This window comes from Burkholderia anthina (genome assembly GCF_902498995.1).
GTDB lineage: Bacteria > Pseudomonadota > Gammaproteobacteria > Burkholderiales > Burkholderiaceae > Burkholderia > Burkholderia anthina.
On the sequence record NZ_CABVLY010000027.1, the window covers coordinates 41188 to 63392 of the forward strand.

Annotated in this window: 18 protein-coding genes; 9 read left to right on the forward strand and 9 right to left on the reverse strand. The window is 66.7% G+C overall.

Going from position 1 to position 22205, the window contains the following annotated elements:
- Positions 1-13: 13 nt before the first annotated feature.
- Positions 14-1432, reverse strand: a complete 1419-nt coding sequence (locus BME24068_RS28255; protein ID WP_174928017.1) for an LLM class flavin-dependent oxidoreductase — start codon at positions 1430-1432, stop codon at positions 14-16.
- Positions 1433-1443: 11 nt separating this feature from the next.
- Positions 1444-2304, reverse strand: a complete 861-nt coding sequence (locus BME24068_RS28260; protein WP_096506610.1) for a MetQ/NlpA family ABC transporter substrate-binding protein — start codon at positions 2302-2304, stop codon at positions 1444-1446.
- Positions 2305-2749: 445 nt separating this feature from the next.
- Here BME24068_RS28260 and BME24068_RS28265 point away from each other — a divergent pair, with 445 nt between their 5' ends.
- From BME24068_RS28265 to BME24068_RS28285, 5 genes are all read left to right on the forward strand, one after another.
- Complete coding sequence (locus tag BME24068_RS28265; protein WP_096506609.1) at positions 2750-4114, forward strand: 2-hydroxycarboxylate transporter family protein; 1365 nt, start codon at positions 2750-2752, stop codon at positions 4112-4114.
- 136 nt (positions 4115-4250) lie between these two features.
- Positions 4251-6137 carry a sensor histidine kinase gene (locus BME24068_RS28270; RefSeq protein WP_096506608.1) on the forward strand — a complete coding sequence of 629 codons (1887 nt, stop codon included), beginning with the start codon at positions 4251-4253 and terminating at the stop codon, positions 6135-6137.
- Complete coding sequence (locus tag BME24068_RS28275) at positions 6127-7488, forward strand: sigma-54-dependent transcriptional regulator (protein WP_174928018.1); 1362 nt, start codon at positions 6127-6129, stop codon at positions 7486-7488. The genes BME24068_RS28270 and BME24068_RS28275 overlap by 11 nt, the downstream gene beginning before the upstream one ends.
- A 25-nt stretch (positions 7489-7513) precedes the next feature.
- Positions 7514-7855 carry a DUF3579 domain-containing protein gene (locus BME24068_RS28280; RefSeq protein WP_174928019.1) on the forward strand — a complete coding sequence of 114 codons (342 nt, stop codon included), beginning with the start codon at positions 7514-7516 and terminating at the stop codon, positions 7853-7855.
- 258 nt (positions 7856-8113) lie between these two features.
- A complete protein-coding gene (locus BME24068_RS28285) occupies positions 8114-8965 on the forward strand; it encodes an alpha/beta fold hydrolase (RefSeq protein WP_174928020.1) in 852 nt (283 codons plus the stop codon).
- A 227-nt stretch (positions 8966-9192) separates the two neighbouring features.
- On the opposite strand, the gene opcM is transcribed toward BME24068_RS28285, so the two are convergent.
- From opcM to BME24068_RS28305, 4 genes are read right to left on the reverse strand one after another with little or no spacing between them, the layout of a single operon-like run.
- Positions 9193-10734 carry a multidrug efflux transporter outer membrane subunit OpcM gene (opcM, locus tag BME24068_RS28290; RefSeq protein ID WP_096506604.1) on the reverse strand — a complete coding sequence of 514 codons (1542 nt, stop codon included), beginning with the start codon at positions 10732-10734 and terminating at the stop codon, positions 9193-9195.
- 10 nt (positions 10735-10744) lie between these two features.
- Positions 10745-13945, reverse strand: coding sequence for a multidrug efflux RND transporter permease subunit CeoB (gene ceoB, locus BME24068_RS28295; protein ID WP_096506603.1), 3201 nt, complete (start codon positions 13943-13945; stop codon positions 10745-10747).
- A gap of 46 nt (positions 13946-13991) precedes the next feature.
- The gene (gene ceoA / locus BME24068_RS28300) at positions 13992-15209 is read right to left on the reverse strand and encodes a multidrug efflux RND transporter periplasmic adaptor subunit CeoA (protein WP_174928021.1); all 1218 of its coding nucleotides are present in this window, start codon (positions 15207-15209) and stop codon (positions 13992-13994) included.
- A gap of 31 nt (positions 15210-15240) precedes the next feature.
- Complete coding sequence (locus BME24068_RS28305) at positions 15241-16101, reverse strand: alpha/beta hydrolase (RefSeq protein WP_096506601.1); 861 nt, start codon at positions 16099-16101, stop codon at positions 15241-15243.
- Positions 16102-16273: 172 nt separating this feature from the next.
- Here BME24068_RS28305 and ceoR point away from each other — a divergent pair, with 172 nt between their 5' ends.
- Positions 16274-17278, forward strand: coding sequence for a putative multidrug efflux transcriptional regulator CeoR (ceoR, locus tag BME24068_RS28310; RefSeq protein ID WP_096506600.1), 1005 nt, complete (start codon positions 16274-16276; stop codon positions 17276-17278).
- A gap of 447 nt (positions 17279-17725) precedes the next feature.
- On the forward strand, positions 17726-18022 hold the full coding sequence (locus tag BME24068_RS28315; protein ID WP_174928022.1) for a DUF4148 domain-containing protein: 297 nt from the start codon (positions 17726-17728) through the stop codon (positions 18020-18022).
- 234 nt (positions 18023-18256) lie between these two features.
- Here BME24068_RS28315 and BME24068_RS35325 read toward each other — a convergent pair whose 3' ends face one another.
- A complete protein-coding gene (locus BME24068_RS35325; RefSeq protein ID WP_275405007.1) occupies positions 18257-18439 on the reverse strand; it encodes a hypothetical protein in 183 nt (60 codons plus the stop codon).
- A 314-nt stretch (positions 18440-18753) separates the two neighbouring features.
- On the opposite strand from BME24068_RS35325, the gene BME24068_RS28325 reads away from it, so the two are divergent.
- Together BME24068_RS28325 and BME24068_RS28330 are read left to right on the forward strand one after the other, a co-directional pair.
- Complete coding sequence (locus tag BME24068_RS28325) at positions 18754-19365, forward strand: M35 family metalloendopeptidase (RefSeq protein ID WP_239008070.1); 612 nt, start codon at positions 18754-18756, stop codon at positions 19363-19365.
- 13 nt (positions 19366-19378) lie between these two features.
- On the forward strand, positions 19379-20137 hold the full coding sequence (locus BME24068_RS28330; RefSeq protein WP_096506597.1) for a hypothetical protein: 759 nt from the start codon (positions 19379-19381) through the stop codon (positions 20135-20137).
- Positions 20138-20248: 111 nt separating this feature from the next.
- On the opposite strand, the gene BME24068_RS28335 is transcribed toward BME24068_RS28330, so the two are convergent.
- Both BME24068_RS28335 and BME24068_RS28340 read right to left on the reverse strand, forming a co-directional pair.
- Complete coding sequence (locus BME24068_RS28335; protein WP_096506596.1) at positions 20249-21337, reverse strand: purine-nucleoside phosphorylase; 1089 nt, start codon at positions 21335-21337, stop codon at positions 20249-20251.
- 236 nt (positions 21338-21573) lie between these two features.
- On the reverse strand, positions 21574-22164 hold the full coding sequence (locus BME24068_RS28340; protein WP_174928051.1) for a LysE family translocator: 591 nt from the start codon (positions 22162-22164) through the stop codon (positions 21574-21576).
- Positions 22165-22205: the final 41 nt, after the last annotated feature.

Genomic DNA, 22205 nt, shown 5'->3' on the forward strand with positions numbered 1-22205 from the left:
CGCTCCGTCACGTTCATGCATGCGCGGGATGCGCCGGTTCGGCGTGCGGCGCGGCAGCCGTCCGGTACTGCGCGCCGGTATGCCACGCGGGCAGTCGCGCGCCGCCGCCGAACAGCTTCTCGCGCAGCGTCGGCGCGGGATCGTAGTCTTCCTTGTAGACGCCGCGGCTCTGCAGCTCGGGCACGACCCAGTCGACGAAATCCTCGAACGACTCGGGCATCACCGTGCGCGTCAGATTGAAGCCGTCGATGCCGGTCTCGTCGATCCACGACTGCAGTTCGTCCGCGACCTGCGACGGCGAACCGACGATCGGCGCATAGCGGCCGCCGAGCGACATCTGTTCGAGCATCCGGCGCACGGTCCACGTGCCGGTCGTGCTCTTGCGCGAGATCGCGTCGACGGCCGACTGGATCGAATCGGTCTTCACGTACGAGATCGGTTCGTCGAGGCCGTACTTCGCGAAGTCGATGCCGGTCGAACTCGCGAAGTGCGCCAGGCCGGCTTCCGGGCTCGCGTAGCGCCGGTATTCGTCGAACTTCTCGCGAGCGAGCAATTCGGTCTCGGCCGTCACGACGCTCACGCCGGCAAAGATCTTGATCGACGCCGGATCGCGGCCCTGCCGCGCGGCAGCCGCACGAATGTCGAGCGCGGCCGCACGCGCGGCGGCCTTGCTCTGGCCGTTCACGAACACGCACTCCGCGTGCCGCCCCGCGAACTGCACGCCGCGCGCCGACGAACCGGCCTGGTACAGCACCGGCGTGCGCTGCAGCGACGGCTCGCTCAGATGGATCGCGTCGACCGAATAGAACGGCCCGTCGTGCTTCACGCGCCGCACCTTGCCCGGCTGCGCGAACACGCGCGCGTGCGCGTCGCGGATCACCGCGTCGTCGTCCCAGCTCTGCTCCCACAGCTTGTAGACGACGTCCATGTAGTCGTCCGCGCGCTCGTAGCGGTCGTCGTGGCCGATCTGCTGCGCGAGGCCCATCCCGCGCGCGGCGCTGTCGAGATAGCCGGTCACGATGTTCCAGCCCACCCGCCCCTTGGTCAGGTGATCGAGCGTCGACATCCGGCGCGCGAACAGATACGGCGGCTCGTAGGTCAGGTTCGCGGTCACGCCGAAGCCGAGATGCCGCGTGACCTGCGCCATCGCCGGCACGAGCAGCAGCGGATCGTTGACGGGCACCTGCACCGATTCGCGCAGCGCGGTGTCGGGGCTGCCGCCGAACACGTCGTACACGCCGACGATGTCCGCGAGAAAGATCCCGTCGAACTTGCCGCGTTCGAGCGTCTTCGCGAGATCGGCCCAGTAGTCGAGATCGGTGTAGTGCGCTGAGCGGTCGCGCGGATGGGTCCACAGCCCGTGGTTGATGTGCCCGACGCAGTTCATGTTGAACGCGTTGAGCAGGATCTTCTTGCGGTTCGCCGTCGTCATGGTCGCCTCCGTCACCACGCGATCGCGTACAGCGAGCCGAACGCGTTGTCGAGCGCACGGCGCACCGCCGGCGAGTGCTGGTAGATCGCGATGAACTTGCGGATGCGCGGATCGTTCACGCTGTCGGGCCGCACGACCCACTGGATCGCGAAACGCTTGTTCTCGGTGCCGTCGAACAGCAGCGCGCTGTTCGGGTCGGTCGTGCCGGCGAGCTTGATGAAGCTCGGGTAGCCCTGCGCGAGATCGACGTCGTCGAGCGAGCGTGCGAGCTGCGACGCTTCGAGCGGAATGATCTTCAGGTGCTTCGGGTTCGACACGATGTCGTGCGTGGTCGCGCGGTAGTCGGTGCCCGGCTTCAGCGTGATGAGGCCCGCGCGCTGCAGCAGCAACAGCCCGCGCCCGCCGTTGACCGGATCGTTCGCGATCGCGACGCGCGCGCCGTCCTTCAGCTCGGCGAAGCTTTTCACCTTCTTCGAATAGAGGCCGATCTTCATGATCGTGCCGGGCGCGATCGACACGAAATCGTAGCCGCCCTGCTTCTTCGCGTTCTCGAGAAACGGGATGTGCTGGAAGTAGTTGACGTCGATGTCCTTGTTCGCGAGCGCCGCGTTCGGCGTATTCCAGTCGGTGAACTCGACGATCTTCACGTCGAGCCCCTGCGCCTTCGCCTCCTTCGCGGCGATCTTCAGCGCTTCGATCTGCGGGCTGGTCGAGATGCCGACCTTCAGCGGCGCGGTATCGGCGCGCGCGCCGTTCGGCAGCACGAGGCCGAGCGACACCGCGAGCCATGCGGCCGCGAGCAGACGGGCCGGGCGGATCAGCCGCGCGATGCGGCCGGAGGAAAAGCGGGCGGGAAAAACGGGATGCAGCATGGGAACCACTCTCCTGTCCAAAGACGGTATCGACGGATGAGCGATGCCGCGGCGAACGCGCGGGCGTTCTCCGGGCAGTCGTCGTCGCGTCGGAAAAGATCAGCCGATGATAGAGAGCGGCGGGAGGGTGGTCTACGAAGCGATTGTGCGAAGAAAATCGCGCGCGGCGATATGGCGCGCAAATCGGGACGCAACCGGCGCGCGCCCCGGGTCCGGGCGGGCACCCGGCCGGCCACCTGGCCGAAATCTCGGCCCGGGCGCCGGGCCGATTCCGAGATTTCGGCCAGCCTGTCGCGGCAACCCTTTCCGCAGACGAAATAAATCCCTTATGAATCAATGCATTAAAAATATTCCGGCAGGCCGGACTTCTGGCACGGGGGTTGCGTAATAGACGGCACACAATGCCGCGAAGCGATGCAGGCATTCCAACATCAGGAGACACGTCTTGCAGACCTCTATCCATACCCAATCCCGTCCGGAGCCGATGTCCGAAGCCGGTCCCGCCACGCGCGAACGCTTCTGGCCGGAAGGCTGGTGGAAGCTGATGGAAATCCGCATCGGCATCATTCCGCTGCCGGTCTACGTGATCCTGTTCGCGCTGATCGTCGGGTTCGTGGTGACGGGCAAGGTGCCCGGCGAGATTTCGATGGCGATCGCCGTGCTCGCGTTCTTCGGCTTCACCTGCGCCGAACTCGGCAAGCGCCTGCCGCTCCTGCGCAACATCGGCGCGGCCGCGATCTTCGCGACCTTCGTGCCGTCGGCGCTCACGTACTACCACGTGCTGCCGAAGCCGGTGCTGAACATGACGGTCGAGTTCACGAAGTCGACCAACTTCCTGTACCTGTTCATCGCGTCGATCATCGTCGGCAGCATCCTGAGCATGGATCGCCGCGTGCTGATCCAGGGCTTCGTGAAGATCTTCATCCCGCTCGCGGCCGGCTCGGTCGCCGCCGCGATCGTCGGCACGGCCGTCGGCACCGCGCTCGGCCTCGGCGCACGCCACACGCTGCTGTACATCGTCGTGCCGATCATGGCGGGCGGTGTCGGCGAAGGCGCGATTCCGCTGTCGATCGGCTATTCGGAACTGATGCACCTGCCGCAAGGTGAAATGTTCGCGATGGTGTTGCCGCCGGTGATGCTCGGCAGCCTGACCGCGATCATCCTGTCGGGCGCGCTGGACATGCTCGGCAAGCGCATGCCGCACCTGACCGGCAACGGCCGCCTGCAAGTCGGCGAAAGCGGCGACATGACGCCGGAAAGCGAAGAGATCCGCGGCCACGTCGACGTCACGCACATCGCGGGCGCCGGCATCACCGCCATCACGCTGTATCTCGTCGGCCTGATGGCGCACAAGCTGTTCGGCCTGCCCGCGCCGGTCGCGATGCTGTTCCTCGCGGTGCTGGTGAAGCTCGCCCGCGCGGTGTCGCCGCCGCTGCAGGAAGGCGCGTTCGTCGTCTACAAGTTCTTCTCGACCGCCGTCACGTATCCGCTGCTGTTCGCGATCGGCGTGGCGATGACGCCGTGGGACAAGCTGACCGCCGCCTTCACCCTCGTCAACGTCGTGACGATCGTGTCGACCGTCGCGACGCTGATGGGCACCGGTTTCGTGGTCGGCCGCCTGCTGAAGATGTACCCTATCGACACCGCAATCGTGAACGCCTGCCACAGCGGGCAAGGCGGCACCGGCGACGTCGCGATCCTCACTGCCGCGAACCGGATGCAACTGATGCCGTTCGCGCAGATCGCCACCCGCATCGGCGGTGCGATCGTCGTCACGGTGACGCTGATCCTGGTCGCGCACTTCGGATGATGCGCGGCCGCGCGCACCGTCGCGCAGGCTGCCTCGCACGCGCCACCGCCGGCTCCGCCGGCGCGCGGCGCGCGTCGTTCCGGGCCCGGGCCTGTTCACGCCGACCGCTGACAACAGGCCCTGGCGGCGGGCTTCGATGAGGACGAACGTGCAGAAGAGCTTCAAGGGAATCCCGTGGTGGGGCTGGGCGTCGGCCGCCGTGCTGTATGTCGGCGTGACGGGCGCGGCCGTCGATTTCGCGTGGGAACGCGCGATCGACGCGCTCGAGGAAACCGGCGCGCACCGGCTCGACCTGTATGCGTCGAGCCTGAAGAGCGAACTCGGCCGCTTCGAGATCCTGCCGGGCCTCGTCGCACGCCAGGACAGCGTGCGCGCGATGCTGAAGGCCGCGCCGCACGATGCGCCCCCGCTCGTGCGCACCGTCGACACCTACCTCGAAGCCGTGAACCGCGACGCGGGCAGCGGCGCGGTCGACGTGATCGACCTGCAGGGCGAAGTGATCGCCGCCAGCAACTGGAACGAAACGATCAGCTTCGTCGGCACCAACGTGTCGTACCGGCCGTACTTCAAGGATGCCCTCGCGCACGGCAGCGGCCGCTTCTTCGGGATCGGCACCAACACCGGCGTGCCGGGCGTCTACTTCGCGAGCGCGGTGCGCGACGACGGCGTGCCGATCGGCGCGGCCGCGGTGAAGATCAGCGTGGACTCGCTCGAATCCGCGTGGCGCGCGCCGGGCGTCGCCGCGATGGTGGTCGACAGCAACGGCGTGGTCGTGATCTCGACCGAACCGGCGTGGAAATTCACCGCGCTGCGCCCGATCACCGCGCAGCAGCAGCGCGACATCCAGGCGTCGCGCCAGTACGCGGGCCGCACGGTCGACGCGCTGCCGTACCGCCGCATCGGCGATCGCAGCACGGCCGCGTGGTTCGGCACGTTTCCCGACCCGCACCACGCCGGCCGCAACACGCGCTATCTCGTGATGTCGCGCCCCGCGCCGCAGGCCGGCGATTCGCTGATGGTGCTGCTCGATATCGCCGGCGCGCGCCGCCAGCAGCAGACCGCGTTCGTGTTCGTCACCGGCGCGTTCCTGATCGCCGCGCTGCTCGCCGGCTATGCGATCCAGCGGCGCCGGGCGATCGCCGCGCGATTGAGCGCGCAGGATGCGCTGCGCCGCGCGAACGACCGGCTGGAGCAGACGGTCGCGCAGCGCACGGCCGCGCTGACGGCCGCGAACGAACAGATGCAGCGCGAGATCGTCGAGCGCGAGCGCACCGAACAGCGGCTGCGCGATTCGCAGCAGGAAGTCGTGCACGCGGGCAAGCTCGCCGTGCTCGGGCAGATGGCCGCGGGCCTCACGCACGAGCTGAACCAGCCGCTCGTCGCGATCCGCACGCTGTGCGACAACGCGCGCACGTTCTTCGAGCGTGGCCAGCCGGCGCCGGCGTATGCCAATCTCGAACGGATCGGCAAGCTCGTCGACAGCATGGCCGTGCTCACCGGCGAGCTGAAGACCTTCGCGCGCAAGCCCGACGTCGAGCGCGTCGCCGTGTCGCTGAACGAGGCCGTCGCGCATGCGCGGCTCATCTACGATGCGCGGATCCGCGACGAAGGCGTGCAGCTCGACGTGAACATCGCGCCCGGCACGGCCGTGTCCGCCGAATCGAGCCAGTTGCAGCAGGTGATCGTGAACCTGCTCGGCAACGCGCTCGACGCCGTGCACGACGCGCCGGTGCGCCGCATCGTCATCGACGCCGCCGGGCCGGACGACGACGGCCGCGTGCGCGTCACGGTCGCCGACAGCGGCGCGGGCATCGCGCCCGAGGTGCTGCCGCACCTGTTCGAGCCGTTCGTCACCACCAAGCCGCGCGGCCAGGGCCTCGGGCTCGGCCTCGCGATCACGTCGCGCATCGTCGAGGCGTTCGGCGCGAAGATCGCCGCGACGAACCGCGACGCTGGCGGCGCGCAGTTCACCATCGAATTCGCGGCGGCAACGCCGCAACAAAGGACAGAGCATGGAAGATGAGATTCGGGTGCTGGTCGTCGAGGACGATGAAAACGTCCGGATCGGCGTCGAGCAGGCGGTCGCGCTCGCCGGGTTCCCGGTCGATGCCTTCGCGTCGGCGGCCGACGCGCTCGCGCACGTCGCGCCCGGCGCCCCCGTCGTGATCGTGTCGGACGTGCGGATGCCGGGCATCGACGGGCTGCAGCTGCTCGCACGCGTGATGGCCGTCGATGCGCAGATTCCGGTCGTGCTGATCAGCGGCCACGCCGACATTTCGACGGCTGTCGGCGCGATGCAGGACGGCGCGTACGACTTCATCGAGAAGCCGTTTTCGTCGGACGTGATCGCCGGGCGTGTCGCGCGCGCGGTCGAGAAGCGGCGCCTCACGCTCGAGGTGCAGGGCTTGCGCGCGGCGCTGAACAACTGGCACGGCATCGAGGCGTTCGTGCTCGGCAAGTCGCCCGCGATGGCCGACGTGCGCAAGAAGATCCTGCGCCTCGCCGACACGTCGGTGTCGGTGCTGATCACCGGCGAGACGGGCACCGGCAAGGAGCTGATCGCGCGCAGCCTGCACGACTTCGGCGGGCGGCGCGATGCGCATTTCGTCGCGCTGAACTGCGGCGGCCTGCCCGAGCAGATCTTCGAGAGCGAGCTGTTCGGACATGAAGCCGGCGCATTCACCGGCGCGATCAAGAAACGCATCGGCAAGATCGAATGGGCGCACGGCGGCACGCTGTTCCTCGACGAGATCGAGACGATGCCGATTCCGCTGCAGATCAAGATGCTTCGCGTGCTGCAGGAGCGCGTGGTCGAACGGCTCGGCGCGAACGAGCTGATTCCGGTCGACTGCCGCGTGATCGCCGCGTCGAAGGCCGATCTCGCGGAACTCGCGGCCGACGGACGCTTCCGCGCGGACTTGCTGTATCGCCTGAACGTCGCGCAGATCGAGCTGCCGCCGCTGCGCGAACGGCGCGAGGACGTGCCGCTGCTGTTCGAGCATTTCGTGCTCGCGGCCGCGCGGCGCTTCGGGCAACCGGCACCGGTCGTCACCGCCGCGCAGGTATCCGAACTGATGACGCATGCATGGCCCGGCAACGTGCGCGAACTGCAGAACGTCGCGGACCGCTTCGTGCTCGGCCTGACCGGCGACAGCCTGCTGTCGTCCGGCGGCGCGGCCACGGCGGGCGGCACGCTCGCCGAACAGCTCGCGTATTTCGAGCGGATGCTGATCGAGGACATGCTGCGGCGTCACAACGGCAACGTTGCGGACGCAAGCGAAGCGCTCGGCATGCCGAAGAAAACGCTTTATCACAAGCTGCGCAACCTGCGGATTCCCGCGCGCGGCGACGCGGCGGCCGACGGCGGCGAATGACGCGAACGAGGATACGCACAACAGCATGGATCGCATCGATATCGCCGCCCACGGCCGCGTCACGGGCCCGCCCCGCGGCCACCTGATCCGCGGCGTCACCCGCGCACAGAAAACCTTCCGCCCGAGCGACTGGCCCGAGCGGCTCGCGGGCGTCATCACGCTGTTCGTCGGCGAGCGGCGGCCCGGCTATCCGTGCGCGCTGTCGCGGCTCGCGATGCCGGTCGTCAACGGCGGCGTCAAATGCCTGTTCGTGTCGGACGAATTGCGCGACGTGTGCACCGACGCATTCGACTTCGCGATGCAGTTCGCCGCCGACAACGACCTGCCCGTCGAGCTTCAAGGCGCGCCCGCACCGGCGGCGCGCTGACGCACAGGCCGCGTCCGGCGGCCTTTTTCCCTCTTTTCCCGCTGCGATGCGCGCGTGCGCAGGCGCTCGCACATGCTTTCGATTCCCAAACAAACCGTCAGACGATTGAAGGCTTCGACATGGCGACCACGCTGCGACAAGGGTTTTCGGCCGAACCATCAATAAAATTGATCGTCACGATGAAAATTATGCGTTTTCCTTGCAGCTCGCCATGATGCATAGTTGCGTCGAGTTGACGCACCTTTGAGTCTTTTAGTCATGAACATGCGAATCGAGCCGTCCGTGCTCGCGAACCCCGACCTGCAATTTGCGACGCTTTCGTCGGGCATCAGCCTGCCGTATGTCGAGCGGGGCAGCGGCGCGCCGATGGTCTTCGTACACGGATCGTTGTGCGACTACCGTTACTGGGATCCGCAACTCGCATCGCTGTCGTCCCACTACCGCTGCATTGCGCCGAGCCTCAGCCACTACTGGCCGGCCGTCGAGGCAGGCATTCAAGGCGACTTCAACTGGCAGAACCACGTCGACGAGCTCGCCGAATTCATCGACGCGCTCGATCTCGGCCCCGTGCATCTCGTCGGCCACTCGCGCGGCGGCAGCGTCGCGTTCAACGTCGCGCGCCAGCATCCGCATCTCGTCGACACGCTCACGCTCGCCGATCCGGGCGGCCCGCTGCAACAGCCGGGCGTGCGCGAAGCCGCGCTGCCGGCCGCCGCGATCGCGCTGCGCACGCAGGCCGTGAACCTGATCGATCGAGGCGACACCGAAGCCGGCCTCGAAATGTTCGTCGATTCGGTGAGCCTGCCCGGCGCATGGAAGAAGAGCACGTCGCGCTTTCGCACGATGGCGATCGACAACGCGAGCACGCTGCCGAAGCAGTTGCGCGATCCGCTGCCCGCGTATTCGGCGCACGCCGCGTCGGATGTCGCATGCCGCACGCTGCTGATCGACGGCCAGCGCAGCCCGAAGATGTTCCGCAACAACGTCGACACGCTGTCGCAGTGGATCGGCAATACGCAACGCCAGACCGTCGCCGGCGCATCGCACGGCATGAACGCGGCGAACCCCGCGGCGTTCAACCGTTACGTGCACGACTTCATCGCAGCGTAACGCGCGCGGGCGGCATGCGTGCCGCCCGGTCTTCCCTTCTCCATCAAAACGAAACGATGCGGTCGTCTCGCATCGCATCGCCGATGCCGTCTGCCGCTACGCGGTGGTGCTCGCCGAGCGGCCGGATGTGCGGCCGGAGCCTCGGTAACGCGCATAAAAAAACCGATCCGCGTTACCACGGACCGGTTTCCCCTTCGATCAAGCCACGACTTCGATGCGTGTGAGTCTCACCGCACAGCGACTTCCTGCGTCCCCGTCGCCGCCTCGCCCACCGCCGTCGGCGCCGGCGCATTCCCCCACCCGCCACCCAACGCACGGATCAGGTTGACGGTCGACACCGCCTGCGCCCCCGTCAGCTGGTTCGCCTGCAATTGCGACTGCAGCACCGACCGCTCGCTGTCGATCACGTCGAGATACGCGACCTCGCCTTCCTGGTATTGCGTGCGCGATAGCGTCGCCGCGCGACGCGACGCATTGACGGCCGCATCCTGCGCGCGGATCTGGTCGTCGAGCAGACGCAGATCGGCGAGATTGTCCTCGACCTCGCGGAACGCGACGAGCACCTGCTGCCGGTAGTTCGCGACCTGTTCGTCGTACTGCGCGCGCGCCTGCTGCACGCCGGCCGCCCGCCGCCCGCCGTCGAACAGCGGCAGCGTCAGCGCGGTGCCGGCGAACGGTCCGAGCAGGAACGTGCGGCTCGACCACAGGAACAGATTGCCCAGCGTCGACGCCTCATAGCCGAACGCGCCCGTGATATCGAGCTTCGGAAAGTACGCCGACTTCGCGAGACCGATCCGCGCGTTCGCCGCCGCCATCGCACGCTCGGCCGCCGACACGTCCGGCCGGCGTTCGAGCAGCGCCGACGGCAGGCCCGGCGGAATCTTCACCGCGACCGGCACGATCGGCGTTTCCTTGAACGCGAAGTCCGCGGGCGCCTTGCCGAGCAGGATCGCGAGCGCATGCTCGGACGCCGCGCGCCGGCGCGCGACGCCAACCGCATCGGCCTGCGCGCTCGCCAGTTCGTTCTTCGCGCGCGACACGTCGAGCTCGCTGATGTCGCCTTCGTTGAAGCGACGCTGCACGAGCTTCAGCGCCTGATCGCGCAGTTCGACGGTGCGGCGGTACAGGTCCTGGTCCGAGTCGAGCTGGCGCAGTTCGAAGTAGTTCTGCGCGACGTCCGCCTGCAGCGCGAGCTGCACCGAACGGAACAGCGCTTCGCTCTGCGCCTGGTCGGCACGCGACGCCTCGACGTTGCGGCCCACGCGACCGAACAGGTCGGCCTCGTAGGACACCGTGCCCTGCGCACGCCACAGCGTCGCGTTGGTCGGGCCGGTGCCCTGCGGCTGGAACTGCGACGCCGACGACAGCCCTTCGCGCGTCGGCCCGAAACCGGCGCCGATCTGCGGGAACCATTGCGAACGCGCGGTGCGGGTCGCCGCGCGCGCTTCCTCGACGCGCGCCGCCGCGGCCTTCAGGTTCTGGTTCGCGGCGAGCGCCTGCGACTCGAGCGCGTCGAGCACCGGATCGCCGAACGCCTTCCACCATTCGCCGCGATGCTCGCCGTCCGCCGGTTCGGCGGTCTTCCACGTGCCGGCCTGCTCGCCGGCCGTGAGCGTCGGCGCTTCCTTGAACGCCGCGGGCGTCGACACGTCCGGGCGCTTGTAGTCGGGCCCCACCGCGCACGCGGCGAGCAGCGTCGCGAGCAGGGTGCTCGCGGCCGCCACCTTCGCGAAACGCATCAGGCCATTCGAGTTGTGCATGTTGTCCATCTTCCTATCCTCAAGCATCGGTAGCCGACGCACCCGACGGCGGCACGCCGTAGCCCGTCGAGTCCTTGCCCGCGACGTGAATCTTGCCGCCCGCGAGCGTGCGCAGCACGACATAGAACACCGGCGTGAGCATCAGCCCGAACAGCGTCACGCCGAGCATCCCGAAGAACACCGCGACACCCATCGCGTGCCGCATCTCCGAGCCCGCGCCCGTCGACGTGACGAGCGGCACGACGCCCATGATGAAAGCGATCGACGTCATCAGGATCGGACGCAGCCGCAGCCGGCTCGCCTCGATCGCGGCCTCGAGCGGCGTCCTGCCGTCATGCTCGAGTTCGCGCGCGAATTCGACGATCAGGATCGCGTTCTTCGCCGACAGCCCCACCAGCACCATCAAGCCGATCTGCGTGAAGATGTTGTTGTCGCCCTGCGTGAGCCACACGCCCGTCAGCGCCGACAGAATGCTCATCGGCACGATCAGGATCACCGCGAGCGGCAGCGTCAGGCTTTCGTACAGCGCCGCGAGCACGAGGAACACGAGCAGCACGCTGATCGGGAACACATACATCGCCGAATCGCCCGCCAGAATCTGCTGGTACGTGAGGTCGGTCCATTCGAACCGCACGCCGCGCGGCAGCGTCTCATGCGCGATGCGCTCGATCGCGGCCTGCGCCTGCCCCGACGAGAAGCCCGGCGCCGGGCCGCCGTTGATGTCGGCCGCCGTGTAGCCGTTGTAGCGCACGACCATTTCCGGGCCGAACGTCGGCGTCACCGTGACGAGCGACGACAGCGGCACCATCTCGCCACGGTCGTTGCGGGTCTTCAACTGCAGGATGTCGTCCGGACGCTGACGGAACGGCGCATCGGCCTGCACGCGCACCTGGTACACGCGCCCGAAGCGGTTGAAGTCGTTCACGTACAGCGAGCCGAGATACACCTGCATCGTGTTGAACACGTCGGTGACCGGCACGCCGAGCTGCTTCGCCTTCACACGGTCGAGATCGACGTTGAGCTGCGGCACGTTGATCTGGTAGCTCGTGAACAACGGGCCGAGTTCAGGCGCCTGCTGCGCGCGCTTGATGAAATCGTTGGTCGCATCCGCGAGCCGTGCATAGCCGACCGCGCCGCGATCCTCGATCTGCATCTTGAACCCGCCGAGCGTACCGAGGCCAAGCACCGGCGGCGGCGGGAACACGGCGACGAACGAGTCCTTCATCGCGCTGTACTGCTGGTTCAGCGCACCCGCGATCGCGCCGGCCGACAGCGCCTTGCCATGCCGTTCCGAGAACGGCTTCAGCGTGACGAACACGATGCCCGCGCTCGAGCTGTTGGTGAAGCCGTTCACCGACAGCCCCGGGAACGCGACCGCGCTCTCGACGCCCGGCTGCTTCAGCGCGATCGAGCCCATGTCGCGAATCACCTTCTCGGTGCGGTCGAGCGATGCACCGTTCGGCAGTTGCGCGAACGCGATCAGGTATTCCTTGTCCTGCGCGGGCACGAAGCCGCCCGGCACGACCTTCGACACGAGCACGGTCGCGCCCACCAGCACGAGGTACACGCCGAGCATCAGCGTCTTGCGCGACAGCACGCCGCGCACGCCGCGGCCGTAGTTCTCCGCGCCGCGATGGAACACCTTGTTGAACCCGCGGAAGAAGCCGCCGAGCACGCGGTTCATCACGCGCGTGAGCCAGTCTTCCTTGTCGCCATGCCCCTTCAGCAGGATCGCGGACAGCGCCGGCGACAGCGTCAGCGAATTGAACGCCGAGATCACCGTCGAGATCGCAATGGTCATCGCGAACTGCTTGTAGAACTGGCCGGTCAGGCCCGACATGAACGCGAGCGGCACGAACACGGCGACGAGCGTCAGCGCGATCGCGATGATCGGCCCGCTCACTTCCTGCATCGCCTTGTAGGTCGCCTGCCGCGCGTTCATCCCGCTTTCGATGTTGCGCTCGACGTTCTCGACCACCACGATCGCATCGTCGACCACGATCCCGATCGCGAGCACCATCCCGAACAACGACAACGCGTTGATCGAATACCCGAACGCCAGCAGCAGCGAGAACGTGCCGATGATCGACACCGGCACCGCGATCAGCGGAATCAGCGATGCGCGCCAGGTCTGCAGGAACACGATCACGACGATCACGACCAGCGCGATCGCTTCGAGCAGCGTGTGCACGACGGCCTTGATCGACGAGCGCACGAACTGCGTCGGGTCATAGACGATCTTGTAGTCGACGCCGGCCGGCATGTCCTGCTTCAGCTCGGCCATCGTCTTGCGCACCTCGTCGGAGATCTGCAGCGAGTTCGCGCCCGGCGACTGGTTGATCGCCATCGCGACGGCCGGCTTGTTGTCGAGCAGCGAGCGCAGCCCGTACTCGGACGCATCCAGCTCGATCCGCGCGATGTCGCGCAGGCGCGTGACGCCGCCGTCCGGCGTCGTCTTCACGACGATGTCGCCGAATTCGTCCTCCGTCTGCAGACGGCCGCGCGCGTTCACCGACAACTGCAGCGGCGTGCCGGGCAGCGACGGCGACGCGCCGATCACGCCGGCCGCGACCTGCACGTTCTGCTCGCGGATCGCCTGCACGACGTCCTCGGCGGACAGCCCGCGCTGCGCGACCTTCTGCGGATCGAGCCACACGCGCATCGCGTAGTCGCCCGAGCCCCACAGCTGCACCTGGCCGACGCCCTGGATCCGCGACAGGCGATCCTTCACGTTGATCAGCGCGTAGTTGCGCAGGTAGGTCATGTCGTAGCGGTTGTCCGGCGAGATCAGGTGGACCACCATCGTCAGCGTCGGCGAGCTCTTCACCGTCGTGATGCCGAGCCGCTGCACGTCTTCCGGCAAGCGCGGCAACGCCTGGTTCACGCGGTTCTGCACGAGCTGCGTGGCCTTGTCCGGATCGGTGCCGAGCTTGAACGTGACGGTGATCGTCATGTTGCCGTCGCTGTTCGCCTGCGACTGCATGTACAGCATGTCCTCGACGCCGTTGATCTGTTCCTCGAGCGGCGACGCGACCGTCTCGGCGATCACCTTCGGGTTCGCGCCCGGGTACTGCGCCTTCACGATCACGGAAGGCGGCACGACTTCCGGATATTCCGAAATCGGCAGCAGGAACATCGCGATCACCCCGCCGAGCAGGATGATGACTGATAGGACTCCTGCAAAGATCGGCCGGTCGATAAAGAATTTTGAGATGTTCATGGGTTGCTCTGTCTGGTTGAACGCGGAAAACGTAGCGGCGTTCCGCTTACGATTCCGCCTTCGCCGGTGCGGCCGGCTTCGCGTTGTTCGCGAGCGGCGCGGACGGCGCATCGCCGCCCGTCATCGGGACCATGTGCGGCTTCACCTGCTCGCCCGGCCGCACGCGCTGCGTGCCGTTCACGATCACGCGATCGCCGGCCGACAAGCCGCTCACGATCACGCGCCGGTTGCCGTGCTGGTTGCCCTGCTGCACTTCGCGGTACGACACGCGGCCCTGCTGGTCGACGACGAACACGAACTTCTTGTCCTGGTCGGTGTTGATCGCCACGTCGTCGACGAGCAGCGCCTGGTGCGGCGCGCTGCCGCCGACCTTCACGCGCGCATAGAGGCCCGGGACGAGTTCGCCGTCCGCGTTGTCGAAGCGCGCGCGCACGCGGATCGTGCCCGATGACGTGTCGAGCCGGTTGTCGACCGAATCGATCACGCCGCTGCGCGAGTAGCCCGTCTCGTTCGCCAGGCCGAGCTCGACCGGCACCTTGCGGCCGTCGCGCGCGCCGTTGATGTATTGCAGGTAGGTCTGCTCGTCCGCATCGAACGACGCGTAGATCGGCGACACCGATACCAGCGTCGTCAGCGGCGCGGCCGACGCGCCGGCCGACACGACGTTGCCGACCGTGATCTCCGCGCGCGACACGCGGCCCGCTACCGGCGCCGTGATCCGCGTATAGCCGAGATTGATGCGCGCCGTTTCCAGCGCGGCTTCGGCGGCCTTCAGGTTCGCGTGCGCTTCGCGCGCGGCGTTCTGCTTCTCGTCGTAGTCGCGCTTGGCGATCGCGTTGTCGCCGATCAGCCGCTGCGCGCGCTGCCAGTCGCTCTGCGCGTAGCCGTCACGCGCCTGCGCGGCCGCGAGCTGAGCGGCCGCCCGGTCGGTGTCCGCCTGGTACGGGCGCGGGTCGATCACGAACAGCACGTCGCCTTTCTTCACGAGCGCGCCGTCCTTGAAGTTCACCGCGACGATCGTGCCCGACACCTGCGGGCGCACGTCGACTTTCTCGACGGCTTCGAGGCGGCCCGAATAGCTTTGCCAGTCGGTGACGGTCTGCGGCACCACGGTCGCGACGTCGACTTCGGGCAGCGGCGCCGCCGCTTTCTCGGGCGCGTTCGCATTCACGCGCATCGCGCCGAACGTGCCGAGACCGACGACGGCGAGCGTCACGATCGCCGCGGTCGCGATTCGGGAACGAGAGGTACGTAGGATGGCCATGTGGATCTCCAATAAGCGTGGATTGGTCTGGTTATTCGGAACGGTTCGGCTGGCGCGCCTGGAAGCGGCACTGGAAGAAGCGCACGGCTTCCTCCAGCGCGGCTTCATGCGTCGCGAGCGCCGCGTGCGAGACGTCCGGGTAGCGGATCACCTGCGTGAGCACGCCCGACGAAATCAGGCAGCCCGCATATTTCTCCGCTTCGACGTGCAGCACGTCGTTCTGCGCGGTGACGACGAGCGTCGGCGGCAGGCCCGCGAGGCGCACCGATTCGAGCGGCGCCGCGTACGGGTGCATGCGCTGCGCCGCCTGCGGCAGATACGCGCGATAACAGGCCGCGCATTCGCGCGCGGTAATGTCCGACGACAGGCGTTCGGCGTCGCCGATGCGCGTCATGCTCGGATCGAGCATCGGCCCGAACAGCGCCTGCGCGGCGATCGACACCTCACCGCGATCGCGCGCGATGAACGCGAGACAGTTCGCGAGCTGCCCGCCCGCGTCATGGCCCGCGACGCCGATCTTCTTCGGATTGCCGCCGAACGCGCGGGCGCGCGTCGCGGCCCACACGGCGGCGCGATACGCATCCTCCGGCGCGGCCGGAAAAGGAAAGGCCGGCGCGAGCGAATAATCGACCGACACTACGAGCGCTGGTAAGCGTTCTGCTAAAAAACGCGCGGCGAAATCCGCGTCTTCGAGCGTGCCGCGCACGAAGCCGCCGCCGTGGAAATAAAGCACTACCGGCAATCCGGTCTTGTCAGTGCGCCGATACAGGCGCAGCACGATGTCCTGCGCGTAGCCGGGGATTTCCACCTCCGCGACCGTCAGCGCCGCGCCGGCTCTGGCTTCGGCGGGCAATGCGGCTTGCAGGAATTTGCTGAATTCAGAAGCGTCCATGACGATGCAGCATCCATTTCGAGATGGAACGCATTCTGGGTCCGGCAGACATCCGGATAAATGCCTATAATCCGGCAACACAATTCAACGCCCCCGAACAATCCCAGGCTGCGTCGCCTACAAAGCGACGCAGCCTCTTTGTTCCCGGGCTCATTAGATTGCGGAGGTTGTGATGGACCGGCTTCAGGCCATGCAGGTGTTTACTCGCGTCGTCGATACAAGCAGCTTCACCAAGGCAGCAGAAACGCTCAGCCTGCCGCGGGCGTCCGTCACGACGATCATCCAGAATCTCGAAGCATTCCTCGGCGTGCGTCTGATGCACCGGACCACGCGCCGGCTGTCGCTGACGCCGGACGGCGCCGCGTACTACGAACGATGCGTGCGGATCCTCGCCGATGTCGAGGAAACCGAAGCAAGCTTCCAGAACAACAACCGGAAGCCGCACGGAAAGTTGCGTATCGACATGCCGGGCTCGATCGGTCGGCTGCTCGTGATTCCGTCGCTGTGCGAATTCCATACGCGCTATCCGGACATCGATCTGCAGCTCGGGCTGTCGGATCGCCCGGTCGATCTGCTGCAGGAAGGCGTCGATTGCGTGATCCGCGTCGGTGCGCTGCAGGACTCGTCGCTCGTCGCGCGCCGTGTCGGCCTGTTCGAAGGCGTGACGGTGGCCTCGCCCGACTATCTCGAGCGCCACGGCGAGCCGCAGACGATCGAGGACCTGAACGACCACAAGGCCGTCAACTATTTCTCGAGCCGCACCGGCCGCACGATCGACTGGTCGTTCCTGATCGACGGCAAGGAAACCGAGATCAAGATGAACGGCATCGTGTCGGTCAACGATGCGGATGCGTACGTGACCTGCGGCATCGAGGGTTTCGGGCTGATCCAGCCGCCGCTGTTCATGGTGCTGCCGCACCTGCGCGAAGGCCGGCTCAAGGAAGTGCTGCCCGGCATCAAGCCGCTGCCGATGCCGATCTCGGTCGTGTATCCGCATAGCCGGCACCTGTCGCCGAAGGTGCGCGTGTTCGTCGACTGGATCGCCGAAGTGTTCGACCGCTGCCCGCTGCTGAGCGGCAAGGGCAGCCTCGATGCGACGTGCAGCAAGCGCACGTTCGAGGAAGCCGAGCGCGCACCGGCGCTCGATACGCCGGTCATCAACGAGTGGGTCGCGTAAGCATCTGAATCGCGGCGCGCGGGCTGGCCGGCCCGCGCGCCGTGCCGCATTCGTGCGGCTTCGGCGCCGCCTGGGCGCCACTTTGTGCTGCTACGGCGTCGCGTTCGCGCCGCCCTCCCCGCCGTACCCGTCATCGTTCCCGGATCCGCATCACACCTTTGCGTCGCGCGCGGCAATCGTTCGTGCGTGTCGTTGCACGGGCAGCGTCGCATCGCTGCGAGGCCCGCTGCACGCGGCTGTGCGCGATTTTCGAATGCCCCCGTCGGCATGGCGGATTGCGATTGTTCCACCATCACGACAATTCAATTCGCGTCAGGCGCATTTATCGCGCCGGAACAGGTACCTAGAGTAAACCCTGTCGCGCACCTGTTGCGCATCGAACAGCCCGCTGGACGGGACCGGAGCAAGCGCTCACGCGCCAACTCCGACCAACACAGGAGTTACGTCATGAACCGCCGCCATCTTCTCTCCGCCGTCGCCCTCGCTCTCGTCGTGTCCGCACCGGCCTTCGCCGATACGAACACCCCGCATGCCGGCGACTACGGCAACACGTCGTGGTACTCGCAGCACACCAATGGCCCGCGCACCCGCGCCGAAGTCAGCGCGGAAGTCGTGCAGGCCCGCCGCGACGGCACGCTGGCCTGGCTGCGCAAGGCAAATTCGTATCCGCAAGGCCTCGAAGTCGCGCAAGGCCCGTATCGCCCGACGCCGGAAAGCAACCAGCTCGCCGGCGGGGGCCGCTAAACGCCCGTCAACGTGCAACGCCGCGCAACGGATGATCCGGTGCGCGGCGTCGCGATACCACCTACTCGATTAGTCAGTTAGTTGCAGGAGTCTGTGATGAACGATCAACTTCCTTCGCCGCTCGATCATTGGGACGACACCACGCCCGTCTGGACGCCGTTCCGTTCCGCACCGCGATCGCACTGAACCGTGCGTTGATCGGTGCATTGACCCGTCGACGGGATCGTCCGGCCATCAACGGCGCGGCACCCCGTCGCGCCATTCTCCCCAGTGCGTGACGATGTCCTGCACCAGCGGGTTGCCCGCGCGGTACAGGTTTTCGGTGCCAGGGGCGAAGCCACCGACCAGTGCAGCGTCTCGTGCGTTCGTTGCAGTAATGGTCGTAGCGACACAATTGTCGACGTTCTCCGAAGTCAATCCAGTGGACGAATCCCATCAGGCGCGGCTACATCGATTGACACCGGCCAGGAACGCTGGCGCGTCGTGCTCGCCGTCATTCCCGATGTTCCGTTGGCCGCATATCGCGCGCCCAAGCTGCTTCAATCCCGATCGTCACGTCGGTTGAGCAGGCGCAAGAACACGTGTGCGCCACGAAAAACCGCGGCCTTTCCCATCTCTCGTTCACACTTCCCAATCTTTGTTCGCTCCGCCGACCGAAATTGGGTACATCGTCGGTCGGCTTCAGGCACTTAGCATCGGCACTCCCAAAGATGTCCCTATGGAGCGTGCCTATGAATACGTCGCCACAACTCGATGTATCGTTCGACGAACCGCCAGTCTGCCCGAACATGACGGATGCCGCGTTCAGGAAACGGATGCTTGAATTGCGGGACGAAGCCGTCGAGATCACACTGCAACGGCGTCGGGAACTGATGCGATGGAATCCGGCCACCGAAGCTCGCGTCGTCGCGTGGTTCGGCTCGGCAAACATGAATGCAAGACGCAAACTCACGACGGGGCTCGACGCCCTTGCCAGAGTGATGGCTCGCCTCGGCCCAACGAACTTCGTCCGTGTCGGTTCCGATGCCGACCGGGAAACAGCATGTCTGCCGAACATGGAGAATGTCGACATCGAGGTTGCGCATGTCTGTCACCCCGACACTGCAACGCATACGATCGCCATCAGTCTCCCGTTCTGCTCGCTCCCGGAGCGATCGGCTGGAAACCTCTCCTCGCAGCAACTCACGATTGTTCATGAATGCGCCCATTTCGCGGACACCTTCGACGCCGGGGATCACCCGGCGGCATACGGTCGCCGGGCCTGCGCCCAGTTCGCCAAACGCTATCCGGGCATGGCGATCGGCAACGCGGACAACATCGCGTGGTTCATTCTGGCGCGGTGAACTGGAGCGACCGATGAAACATGCCCTCGCCGTCATACTCGGCGCCTTCCTGTCACTCCCGATCCAGGCCGATGCATGCACGATCTTGTTGACCGACAGCATGGAACTGCCGCTGAATTCGGCCGAGATCGCCAATAGCGACAGGCTCGCCGTCGCCAGGCATTACCTGGCCGCCCGGGAATGGACGCGCGAAGGGGCGACGGCCTCGATCGACGCGGCGGCCTACGAATGGGAAAACCGGCCCAAGCAGCTCGCGCGACAACGCGGTGCGCAGATGCAATCCTTTCTCGTGCAACTCGGCATGTCGCCCGATGACATTTACGTCGACGAGCGAATCGTATCGCGCAGGAACGGCAGGCTCGATCCCGACGACAAAAAGCAGCTCTGGATCCAGTTCGTCCCGAAATGCCCGCCGGCGGGCTGTCAGGATCTCTGCAACTCGGCAGGTGCACCAGGTGTCGCGAGTCATGCACTGACACCCGCGACGCCCGGGCCTGAGCCCGACTCGGTCCGCTTTTCGTGCGGCGACGTCCGGGAGCCCGCACCGGCGCGTTTTGTGACGACGGAACGCTGGACTGCGCGCACACGCCATCAGACGTTGCTTTTGCGAGATCAAGGCCGGAAGCCGTTGATGCACACCTGCTACCGGATCAGCACCAGTGCAACGCAATACATCGGCATGACGGACGAGCACGGCGAAACGGCGACCATGCAATTATTGGGCCCCGAATACACGCGCATCGAACTCAAGCTGCCCCAACCCGGGCCGTGATCCTCGGCACGGTTCCCGCGAGCCGCAATCCGATCGCTCCGGGCGATATTGACGCGCCCGGAGCTCCGCCATGCGTGGATGATGGAGTGACTTCAGCGCGTCGCCACACCGTTACCGGCGCGGCACCCCGTCGCGCCATTCTCCCCAGTGCGTGACGATGTCCTGCACCAGCGGGTTGCCCGCGCGGTACAGGTTTTCGGTTGCCGGGGCGAAGCCGCCCTGGTCCGCGTAGTTCAGCAGGTTGTCGGCACTCGTCTGCCCCGCATACGGCCGGTCGAAATCGGAACCCGTGCGCAACACCGCCACGCGCGACAGGTCGACGCGCTTCACGCTCGCCGCGCGCTTGAGCGCTTCGAACGTCGCGTTGTCTTCCTGCGCGGTCATGCAGTAGGTGCCCTTGCCGTCGGTCAGGATCTTGGTCCACTGGCGCGCACGCTCGCCGATCAGCGTGCCCGAGAACCACGTGTTGCCCGACGACGTGTCGCACTGGATCACCGTCGGCGGCCGGTTCGCCGGCGCGTACGTGAACTTCGCGCGCGCCGCCTGGGCCTGCGCGCTGTCGGCGAGCACGACGTTGCGCGACAACGCATACGCGGCATCGGTCAGCTTCGGGTTGAGCTGGAACACTTCGGTGCGGTAATCGAGCGGCGGTTTGTCGCTCGGGCTCTTCGTATTGATGCCGAGATAGCCCGTGTTCCAGCCGGCCGGAATCTCGCGTGCATCGAGTTCCCACTGCAAGCTGAAATCGACCAGGTATTTCGACCACGCGGCCGAGCCGACCGTGCCTTGCGCGGGGTCGACGCCCGCGATGCCGGAAACCAGGAAGTACGTGTGACGCAGATCGAAGCGCCGCGAGAACGTGAGCGCCATGATCGACGCGGTGGCGTTCGCGTAGCCCATGCCGGTCGTCACGACGCACACGTCCTGCTTGTTGCAGTGAACGGCCGGATAGTCGGGCGACAGTCCGGGCACGGCGATGTCGCGCCACGGCCCGATCCGGTCGAGCCATGCCTGGCCCTCCGGACCGAACATCGTGATGATCATCACCTTGACCGGGCGGCCCTGTGCACCGGTCTCGGCGAATGCAGCGTTGCCCGCATCGTTGCCTTGGTTGCCCTGGTTGTCCTGCGCGATCGACGGCGCGGTCGCACAGGCCGCCAGCGAGAATGCAGCAGCGGAAAGAATGGAGCGAGTCAGCATCGGCGTTCCTTGTTTCAATGATGTTGGGTGAGAACGGCTCTCGGAGACTGCGCGAGGGAGTATAGAACGCGCTTGCGCGATGCGGAACCCGACTACGAAACGGCCTGTGGCAATTGCCGACGTGACGTGCATGGATTGTGTCGCGCATCGGTCGATGCGATAAAAATCAGGAATGCTATCCGGTTGGCCTGCGCAGCGACGAAACGCCCTGCACCGAGGCTCACTGCCGCAAACCGCTATCCGCGCACGATCCCCGCCACGCCATAACCGAGCACGACGAGCGCGGCAACCACATGGCTCGCCGCCAGCCATCGCGGCGACTTCACGATACGCCCGATCATGCTGCCGCCGAAGGCGAACACGAGCTGCCCGACGAGGCTGCCGGCAAATACGCAGGCGGCACCGGCGAGCCAGTGCCGATGCGCACCGGCGGCAGCGGTGGCGTAGCCGTAGAACAGCAGGATGGTCAGCGGATTCGCGAGCGTGACGAAGAACATCGACGTGAACGGGCGCGTGCCCGGCGGCGGCGCAGCGCCGTCCAGCGTGCGGCGCCGATCCCTCGGCGCCTGCCACATCATGCGTGCGCCCATCGCGAGCAGCACGCATGCGCCGACGAAGCGAAACAGCGACAGGTGCGACGCGAGCGTGCCCGCCAGCATCGCACCGATCGTGAATGCGAGAACGGCATAGCAGCCGTCGGCCGACGCCACGCCCACCGCGGCGCGCACGCCGCTCGCGGTGCCGGCGCGCATGCCGTAATGCGCGATCATCAGCGCGACGGGCCCGACCGACAGCGCGATCATCAGCCCGAACAGGAAATCGCTCATCGGTTCGTCGATGCCGTCGAGGGAAGGCATCGATTCTACCG